The 9,410-nt window shown below is 74.3% G+C and carries 7 protein-coding genes; 5 read left to right on the forward strand and 2 right to left on the reverse strand.

What is annotated here, in order from left to right:
- Positions 1-4 precede the first annotated feature (4 nt).
- Entirely contained in the window at positions 5-1,354 is a 1,350-nt protein-coding gene (locus ACZ6NC_RS05555; protein ID WP_465729283.1) for an acyltransferase, read from the reverse strand.
- 209 nt (positions 1,355-1,563) lie between these two features.
- Between ACZ6NC_RS05555 and ACZ6NC_RS05560 the strand changes: the two genes are divergently transcribed.
- From ACZ6NC_RS05560 to ACZ6NC_RS05575, 4 genes are all read left to right on the forward strand, one after another.
- Positions 1,564-3,927, forward strand: a complete 2,364-nt coding sequence (locus ACZ6NC_RS05560; protein WP_465729285.1) for an ABC transporter ATP-binding protein/permease — start codon at positions 1,564-1,566, stop codon at positions 3,925-3,927.
- A gap of 80 nt (positions 3,928-4,007) precedes the next feature.
- Entirely contained in the window at positions 4,008-4,550 is a 543-nt protein-coding gene (locus tag ACZ6NC_RS05565; protein WP_465729287.1) for a hypothetical protein, read from the forward strand.
- Between the two features lie 251 nt (positions 4,551-4,801).
- Positions 4,802-5,791, forward strand: a complete 990-nt coding sequence (locus ACZ6NC_RS05570; RefSeq protein ID WP_465729289.1) for a serine/threonine-protein kinase — start codon at positions 4,802-4,804, stop codon at positions 5,789-5,791.
- Between the two features lie 42 nt (positions 5,792-5,833).
- Positions 5,834-6,208: a DUF1304 domain-containing protein gene (locus tag ACZ6NC_RS05575; protein WP_465729291.1), complete on the forward strand. Its 375-nt coding sequence runs from the start codon at positions 5,834-5,836 to the stop codon at positions 6,206-6,208.
- Between the two features lie 36 nt (positions 6,209-6,244).
- Here ACZ6NC_RS05575 and ACZ6NC_RS05580 read toward each other — a convergent pair whose 3' ends face one another.
- On the reverse strand, positions 6,245-7,612 hold the full coding sequence (locus tag ACZ6NC_RS05580; RefSeq protein ID WP_465729293.1) for a streptophobe family protein: 1,368 nt from the start codon (positions 7,610-7,612) through the stop codon (positions 6,245-6,247).
- 486 nt (positions 7,613-8,098) lie between these two features.
- Between ACZ6NC_RS05580 and ACZ6NC_RS05585 the strand changes: the two genes are divergently transcribed.
- A complete protein-coding gene (locus ACZ6NC_RS05585; protein WP_465729295.1) occupies positions 8,099-9,304 on the forward strand; it encodes a DUF6777 domain-containing protein in 1,206 nt (401 codons plus the stop codon).
- Positions 9,305-9,410 lie beyond the last annotated feature (106 nt).

A 9,410-nucleotide genomic window follows, 5' to 3' on the forward strand; every position in this document is an offset into this window, starting at 1 on the left:
CCCCTCAGAGCACCTTGGGCACCGTGGCGGCCACCGCCGGCCGCACCTCGGCCGGGTCGCGGTAGCGGTGCAGCGCCGCCCGGCCCTCGGCGCCGCGCAGCCGGGCGGCCAGCCTGACCGGTAGCACGACGGTGGTGAGCAGACCGGCGCCGTGGAAGCCCTCGACCGTCCAGGAGACCCACGGCAGAGGGTAGTTGGCGGCCGGACTGAAGAAGACCGGCCGGTGCCCCTGGAAGGCGATCCGGTACGCGCCGAACCGGCTCCAGTTGGAGAAGCTGAACCGCCGCTGCTCCGGGTCGAAGCCGAGCGGCACGCAGTCACGCAGCCGCTCGCGCCCGAGCGACTCCAGGAAGGCCAGGTTGGAGCGGAGGTTGAGGTGCTCCTCGGTGAAGCGCTCGACCGCCGTCCGCAGAGCGGCGGCGAGCGCGGCCGGGCCGTCCTGCGGCACCTGCGGGAGGTGGATCTCGCTGAGCAGGTTGCCCACCAGGGCCGCCGGCAGGCCGAGCGGGCGGCGCGCGTTGACCGGGACGGTCAGCCGGCGTTCCACCAGATCACCGTCCAACTCCCGGATCACCGAGACCACATGGGCGCAGAGCACGTCGCCCGAGGAGAGCCTCCGCCCGGCGACTGCACCGAACTCGGCTCGCATCCGGGCGAGTTCGTCATCACCGAAGTAGATCTGGACGGTCCGGTTGGCTCGCGGGCCGGCCGCCACCTCGCGGGCCAGTACGGCGGCCTCGGCCGGCGAGGGCAGCCGGAATCCGGGGAGTCCGCAGTCCACGGCCGGCAACACCTTGTCCAGCAGGGCGTCCTGATCCTCGGTCAGTTCGGCCTCCGGCAGCTCCTCACCCTCCACCGCGGCGGACCAGGCGTGCATCAGCAGCATGAAGCTCTGCAGGTCGCCGATCGCGTGGTGCCAGGAGCAGCCGAGCACGGTGCCGCCGGCCGAGGGCCGGGTGAGCCGGACGGTCAGCAGCGGGACGCCGCCGGCCCGGGCGGCCGGGGCGTCCACCGGGTCGACCAGTTGCGCCCCGGCCGAGGTGACCCGGCCCATCGCCCCTGCGAGGGTGCCGTCGACGTCGTAACTGTCCACCGGGACACCGGAGTCGTCACAGACCACCTCCAGCGCGCCGCCGACGGTACGCAGCCGTCCGGCGAACACCGGGACCCGCTCCAGCGCACGGGCCAGCCCGGCGGCGAGCCGGTCCTCGTCGAGGGCCTGCTCGAAGAAGAGGACGACCGAGACGGAGAGGTCGGCCAGCATGGTGTCCATCAGCCCGCAGCGCAGCACCGCCCCGGAGGCCCGGCCGCCCCGGACGAGCCGGGAGTCGCGCAACTGCGGCCAGACGCTCATGTGTCCATCCCGGGGCTCGCGAGGAGTCGCGCACGGCAATGACGGGGAGTCGTGCACGGCAATGACAGGGCGGCACCCCCGAAGGGCGGGGCGGCACCCCGAACGATAGGGCAGCGGCCCGGCGCACATCCAGTGGTCCAGTCCAATTCACCGGCCGGACGGGCCGTTCCCACCCTGCTGCGCCCGCCCCGCCGGGCTAGACTCCAAGCATGGGAGAGCGCGCAGGCGCGCCCGTCGCGCCGCCATTGGTTCTGGTCACCGACACGGACTCGCAGCTCATCGACCCGGGCCGGGCGTACCACGTCGGCCGCGACCCGACCAGCGAGATCGTCCTCGACGACCCCCGGGTCTCCTGGCATCACGCCGTGCTGCGCGCCGCCTCCGGCCACTGGCTGCTGGAGGACGTCGGCAGCACCAACGGCACCTTCACCGACGGCCGGCGGATCCAGCAGGAGGACGTCGGCCCCGGCACCCGGCTGCGCTTCGGCGACCCGGCCGAGGGCCCGGTGGCGACCTTCGCCGGCCTGCCCGCGCCGGCCGCCGCCGAGCGGCCCTCGCTGATCGCCCCGCAGGCCTCCGGCGTCTTCCGCCAGCCCAGCGCGATCATCCGGCTGCCGGGCCGGACGGTGCGGATCGGCCGCGCCGGAGACAACGACCTCGTCCTGGACGACCTCGTGGTCTCCCGCTACCACGCCGAGCTGCGCACCCTCCCCGACGGCGGCCACGAGATCGTCGACCTCACCAGCCACAACGGGACTTACCTCAACGGCCGCCCGGTGACCAGGGCCCCGGTCGGACCAGCCGACATCATCGGCATCGGCCACTCCGCGCTCTGCCTTTCCGGCGACGAGCTGGTCGAGTACACCGACACCGGCGAGATCTCGCTCAACGTCCAGGGCCTGGTGGTCCGGGTCGGCCCCGACCACCGGGTACTGCTGGACGACGTCGGCTTCCCCCTCGCCGAGAAGGCCCTGCTCGCGGTGGCCGGCCCGAGCGGCGCCGGAAAGTCCACCCTGCTCAACGCCCTCACCGGCCTGCGCCCGGCCGACGACGGCACCGTCCTCTACGACGGGCGCGACCTCTACCGCGATTACGCCGAACTGCGCCGCCGGATCGGCCTGGTGCCGCAGGACGACATCCTGCACACCCAGCTCACCGTCCGCCGCGCGCTCTCCTACGCGGCCGAACTCCGCTTCCCCGGTGATACCACCAAGGAAGAGCGCGAGGCCCGGGTCGACGAGGTGATCCACGAACTCGGCCTGGACAGCCGCGCCGACCTGGTGATCTCCAGCCTCTCCGGTGGCCAGCGCAAGCGCGTCAGCGTCGCCCTGGAGCTGCTCACCAAGCCCTCGCTGCTCTTCCTGGACGAGCCGACCTCCGGTCTGGACCCGGGCATGGAGCGCTCGGTGATGACGATGCTGCGCAGCCTCGCCGACGACGGCCGCACGGTCGTCGTGGTCACCCACAGCGTGCTGAGCCTGTCCGTCTGCGACCGGCTGCTGGTGCTGGCCCCCGGCGGCCGCACCGCCTACTACGGCCCGCCCGAAGAGGCACTGGCGTTCTTCGGCTACGCCGAGTGGCCGGAGGCCTTCGAGGCTTTCGAGAGCGAGGACCACGCCGCCTGGCAGCGCAGGTTCCGGGAGTCCCCGCAGTACCAGCGGTACGTGGCCGCCGGCGCACTGCCGGCCGTCCCCGCCGCGGGCCCGGCCCGGGCCGGGAGCCCGATCGGGCCGGAGAAGCCGCAGGGCTGGTTCTCCCAGCTGGCCACCCTGGTCCGCCGCTACACCGCCGTACTGGCCGCCGACCGGCTCTTCCTCACCGTGATGATCGCCCTGCCGTTCATCATCGGGGTGATGTGCCGGGCGATGGCCGGCTCCCGGATCTCCTCGGACAACGCCATCAACGTGGTGCTCACCCTCTGCATCGGCGGGCTGCTCACCGGCTCCGCCAACGCCGTCCGCGAGGTGGTCAAGGAACGACCGATCTACCAGCGCGAACGGGTGGTCGGGCTCTCCAGATCGGCGTACCTCGTCTCCAAGGTGGTGGTGCTCGGCACGATCACGGTGGCCCAGGCCGCCGTGCTGACCACCGTCGGCCTGGCCGGGGTGAACCTCGGCCCGACGCTGCCCAACGGGGTCCGGGTGCACAGCGGCGTCGTGCTGCCGCCCCTGGCAGAGCTGATCCTGGCCGTCGCCATGCTGTCCTTCTCCGCCATGATGCTCGGCCTGCTGGTCTCGGCGCTGGTCCGCAAGGAGGAGGCCACCATGCCGATGCTGGTGCTCCTCTCGGTGGTGCAGATCGTCTTCAGCGGCGCCATGCTGAAGCTGCACGGGGTGCCCGGCCTGGAGCAGTTCGCCTGGCTGGTGCCCTCCCGCTGGGGTCTGGCCGCCATGGCCCAGACCGTCGACCTGCACACGATCTTCCCGACCGCCATCACCGCCGACCCGCTGTTCCGCCCCGACCGCACGCGCTGGCTGCGCTGTATGGGCATCCTGGTGGGCCTCTCGGTGGTGCTGTTCTTCGCCGTACTGGGTCTGCTGCGCCGGCAGGAGCCGGCGATCATGCGGAAATAGCGGAAGCGACGGGAGCAGCGAAGTAGCGGAGAGACCGGAAGCAGCCCTACGAGAAGCAGCCGGGAGACAGGCAGCCGCCCATGGACGAGTTCGCGTTCCGCCCGACCCACGTCGCCCCGCCCGACGGGATGGCCACCTGGGCGGCGCCGGACCCGGGGATGCCCTCCACCGCGCTGGACCCGCTGCTGCCGGTCCGGCTGATCGGCCGGCAGGGCGACTGGGGGCAGGTGCTCTGTTCCAACGGCTGGTCCACCTGGGTGGACGGCCGGCTGCTGGTCGCCCTCCCCGACGCGCCGCCCGCCGCCACCGGCCCGCCCTCCCGGACGGCCGACCCGCGCCCGGCACTGGCCGAGGCCGAGGGCGCGCTGGCCCGCTACCGCTCCCTGCTGGAGGACCTCGCCGCCGGCGGCGCCGACCTGGCGACCTTCCAGGAACGCTCGCGCGGGCTGCGGATCGGGCTGGTCATCGCCGGCGAGGCCCTCTGGGTGTTCGACCCGGTGCACGACCGCTGGTGCTACTGCGACGGCCTCCAGCTCCAGACCTACGCCGTGTCCGGGCACCCGAAGTCGGCGCCGCCCGCCCCGCCCGGCGTGTACGAGCCGACCCGAACGGGTGAACCGTGATCCCCCACGACCGGCCCGGCGGCGCGAAGCCATTCGGCACGGAACCGAACGGCCCCGGACCCAGCGGCGCGAAGCCGGACGGCGCGGAACCGAACGGCCCCGAGCCGGATGGCCCGGACCAGGTCGGTACGGAACCGAACGGTACGGAACCTAACGGCACGGACCAGGACGGCCCGGAGCAGGACGGCACGGAGTCCGCCGCTCCGCCACGCCCACGCGAGACGGAGAGCGCCCCCAGCCTGCCGTCCGGCATGGTCGGCCGCCAGGTGGCCGGCTACCGGCTGGAGGCCGAGATCGGGCGGGGCGGCATGGCCGTCGTCTACCGGGCCAAGGACCTGCGGCTGGGCCGGACGGTCGCGGTCAAGCTGCTGGCGCCCGAACTCGCGCGCAACGAGGTGTTCCGCCAGCGGTTCATGCACGAGTCGGAGGCCGCCGCCGCGATCGACCATCCGCACATCATCCCGGTGTTCGAGGCGGGCGAGGCCGACGGCATCCTGTTCATCGCGATGCGCTTCGTCGAGGGCGGCGACCTGCGCGGCCTGATGAACCACGGCGGCCCGTTCCCGGCCGAGCGGGCGGCCCGGCTGGCACTGCAGATCGCCTCGGCGCTGGACGCCGCGCACGACCGCGACCTGGTCCACCGGGACGTGAAGCCCGGCAACGTGCTGGTCGCCGCCGGGACGGACAGCGACCACCCCGAGCACCTCTACCTGGCCGACTTCGGCCTCACCAAGAAGTCGCTCTCGCTCAGCGGGCTGACCAGCGTCGGCCAGATCGTCGGCACCCTGGACTACGCGGCGCCCGAGCAGATCTCCGGCCGGCCGCTGGACGGCCGCTGCGACCAGTACAGCCTGGCCTGCGTGGTGTTCGAGATGCTCGCCGGGGCGCCGCCGTTCCGCCGCGAGAGCGACCTCGCGCTGCTCTGGGCCCACCTCAACGACCCGCCGCCCGCCCTGCGCGACCACCGCCCCGACCTGTCCGCCGCCGTGGATGCCGTGGTGGCCCGGGCGCTCGCCAAGGCCCCCGAACAGCGGTACAGCGACTGCCTTGCGTTCGTCGCCGAGCTGCGGGCAGCGATCGCCGGCGCCCCCGCGGCCGGCCCGGACGACGCATGGCAGTCGGGCGGACCGCCGACCCAGGTCGTCCCGGTCCACCGCTCGGCCTCGCCCGACGCGCCGCCGGCCGTCCCCGAGCCCCCGTCCTGGGCGGTCCCGGTCGTCCACCCGCCGCCGCGGCGCTGAGCCCGCCCGGCCCGAGCCCTCCCCCCTGAACGCGGAGCCCCCATGAACGCCGTCAGCCAGCTCTTCGCCCTGCTCGCCGCCGCGATCCACGTGATCGTGTGGCCGCTGGAGAGCTTCCTCTACGGGCACCCACGGGTCCGCTACCTGCTCACCGGCAGTACGGCGGACGCGCCCGAGGTGCGGCTCTGGCGCTTCAACGTCGGCTTCTACAACCTGTTCCTGGCGCTCGGCCTCGCCGCCGGTGTCACCGCCCTGCACACCGGCCACGAGACGGCCGGCCGCGCGGTGGTCATCTACGTCAGCGCCTTCATGATCGCCGGCGGGATCACTCTCTTCGTCTCCGAGCCCAGGCTCTGGCGCGGCGCCCTCGGCCAGGCGGTGCCCCCGGCGGTGGTCCTGATCGCCCACCTGGCCTGATGCCGGTCAGGTCCTGCCCACCTGGCCTGATGCCGGTCAGGTACTGCCCACCCGGCCTGACACCGGTGAGGTTCCGTCGACCTCGCCGCGCCGCCCCAACCGAGCCGCCAGCAGGCCGCCCAGCCAGCCCGCCACCAGACCCCACCCCGCCGCCAGCGGGACCGCCACCCAGAGCTGGGGGCTCAGCGTGAGCGTGCCGCCGCCGAGGCCGGCCAGCGGGTTGCCGCCGCCGAGGACGGACCCGAGGAGGTCGCCGAGCCCGCCCTCGCCGACACCGACGCCCAGCACCGAGAGGCCGTAGTCGGCGGAGACCCGCGTCCACACGCCGACGAGCAGCATGGTGACGGCCGCCGCGACGCCCAGCCGGACGGCGTGCCGCCAGAGCCGGACGCCGCGCGGCGAGCGGTATGCGGTGAGGACGCCGGCGGCGAGCATCATCACGGCGGCCAGCGGCAGCAGCCACCAGGCGCGGGCGTCCTGCTCGGCGAGGGTGCCGAGGCTGACGGTGGCCTCCTGGCCGTCCGGCGCGCGGAGCACCTCGGCCAGCACCTTGGGCACCGGCAGGCCGACCGCGCCGGCCAGGTGGCCGTGCCACTGCGCGCCGAGCCCGACACCGAACGCGAGCCAGGCCAGGTTGGGCAGGGCCAGCAGCAGGACGGCCATGGTCTCCCGGGCGTTGCCGTGCACGGCGGCGGTGAGCAGGCCCGCGACCACCCCGACCGCCACGTAGGCGAGCAGCACCAGCAGCATCGCGAACGCGGCCGGGCGGACGGCCTGCTGGAACGGCACCAGGGCGCGCGGCAGCGGCGCCCGGCGGGAGACCGCGAACGCGGCCGCCAGGACGACCAGCAGCCAGAGCAGCCCGAGGCCGATGGTGCTCGCCGCCTCCGCGTGGAAGCCGATCTCGGGGGTCAGGCCGAGGGCGCCCCCGAGCTGCTGGGCGAGGTCGTTGCCCACCGGGACGGTGAAGGTGTGCCGGGCGCCGAGCGTGAGCAGGACGAGCGCCACCACCCAGACGGCCGCCGTCCGGGCCACCCGGCCGAGCAGTTCGCCGCCGTGGGCGACGGCCCGGAACCGCAGCTGGCGCAGGAACACCTCGGCCATGGCCAGCGCGCCGAGCAGGCCGACGGTCAGCGGCATCGCCGTGATCCCCGCGTCCACCTGGGCGAAGAAACCGGCGCCGCCGTCGAGTTGGACGGACCCGCCGACGGCCAGCGCCAGCGCGGCGGCCAGCACGGACGGGAATCCGCCGCCCGGGAGCGCGTCGGCGCCGGCCGCCCAGAGGCCGAGCGCGGCGACGGCCGCCATCGTGGCGAGCCCGGCGAGGACGACGGCGAGCGCGTCCAGCCAGCCGCGCAGGATGCCGGGCGGACCGGCCGCCGCGGTGGATGGCTCCGGGTGCATACGGGCTCCTGGTGGACTCGGGTACCCCCCTCGCGTCTGCTCCCAGGTTCACCCAGGACGGCCCGCCGCGCGCTGCGTACGGACGGTCACGACGACGCCCACCGACGGCTTCGACGGCTTCACCTGCTGTTGCGGCGTCCGTCCGGCCGGGGCAGAAATGGAAGCGGTGGGGGAGCCTGTGGTGCCGGCCGTTTCGCCGGCCGCCTGCGAAACGGAGCCTCGATGAGTTCCCAACCGCCTTCCGGACCTCCTTCCGGGCCGCCGTCCGGCCCCCCTTCCGGCCCGCTCTCCGGGCCACCCTCGGGCGGGCAGTCGGGCCCGCCGTCCGTTCCCCCGTCCGGCCCCTCCGGGCCCACGGGTTTCTCGGGCGGAGCCGGCGGCTCCTCGGGCGGTGCGCCGGGTGGGCCGTCCGGCGGGCGTCCGACGCCGTGGTGGCGTTCCGGCAAGAAGCTGGCGCTGGCGGCGGGCACGGCGGCGCTGGCCGTGGTGGCGACGGTACTGATCGTCAACAGCAACAGCGGCAGCAGCGGCCAGGCCAGCGATGCCATCCCGGCCGCCAACGAGGTGGCGCTGCAGGCTCCGAGCGATCAGGGCCCGGCGCCGTTCACCCAGTCGGTGGAGACCGCCGGTGTCTCCGCTCCGGCGCCGACCTCCGCCCCCGCTTCGCCGACCGGCGGCACGAAGAGCACCGCAGCGGCCTCACCGACCGGCATCCACAGCGTGCAGGGCTCGTCGGCCGGACTCTACGCCGGGGCGATGTCCAAGCCGGCCTGTGACGTGGACCGGCTGGTCTCCATGACGTCGACCGGGGACACCGGCCGGGCCTGGGCGTCCGCCCAGGGGATCGAACAGTCCGCCATCCCGGGCTATCTGCACTCGCTGACCTCGGCCTACCTGCGGGTGGACACCCGGGTCACCAACCACGGCTACAAGGGCGGCGCGTCGGTCGCCTACCAGTCGGTGCTGCAGGCCGGCACCTCCGTCCTGGTGGACGCGCAGGGCGTGCCCCGGGTGCGCTGCGGCTGCGGCAATCCGCTGAAGCCTCCGACGCTGGTGACCAACGCCAAGTACACCGGCAAGTCCTGGACGGGCTTTCAACCGTCCACGCTGGTCATCGTGGTGGCGGCGCCGCAGCCGGTGACCGAGTTCATCCTGGTGAACGTCTCCACCGGCGGCTGGTTCGCCCGGGTGACCGGGCAGATCAAGGTGGACCGGCCGGTCCAGCCGCCGAAGGAGCTGGCTCCGGGTATTCCGCCGGCCGAGCCGATGAAGCCGGCCTCCCCGTCGGGCTCGGTGTCGGGCTCCACCTCGGCCAGTACCTCGGGGTCGGGCTCGGCCTCGACCTCCGGCGCCAGTTCCGGCTCGACCTCGGGTTCGACCGGTCCGTCGACCGGGTCGGCCTCGGCTTCCAGCTCCTCCGGTTCGCCGTCTGGGCCGTCGTCCTCGGCGAGCAGCGGCTCGGCATCGGCCACGTCGTCGACCTCGTCCGGCAAGCCCACGGTGAGCGTGACACCGTCCACGGCGACGACGACGACGACCGCGAAGACGGCGACGGCGACGGCGAGCACGGCGACGGCGAGCTCGGCGACGGGCACGACGACCTCGGCCCAGGGGTCGGCGACTGCGACGGCGACCTGTGCGACCGTCTCGCCCTCGACCCTCCCGCCCTGCACCACCCCCACGTCCAGCTGACCCGACAGCTCCCCCACGGCGGGGGGGGGGGGGGGGGGGGGGGGGGGGGGGGGGGGGGGAGGGGGGGGGGGGGGTGCAGGCGGCGGGACGGCGCCGACCGCTAACA

The organism is Kitasatospora sp. NPDC041988 (assembly GCF_055588525.1).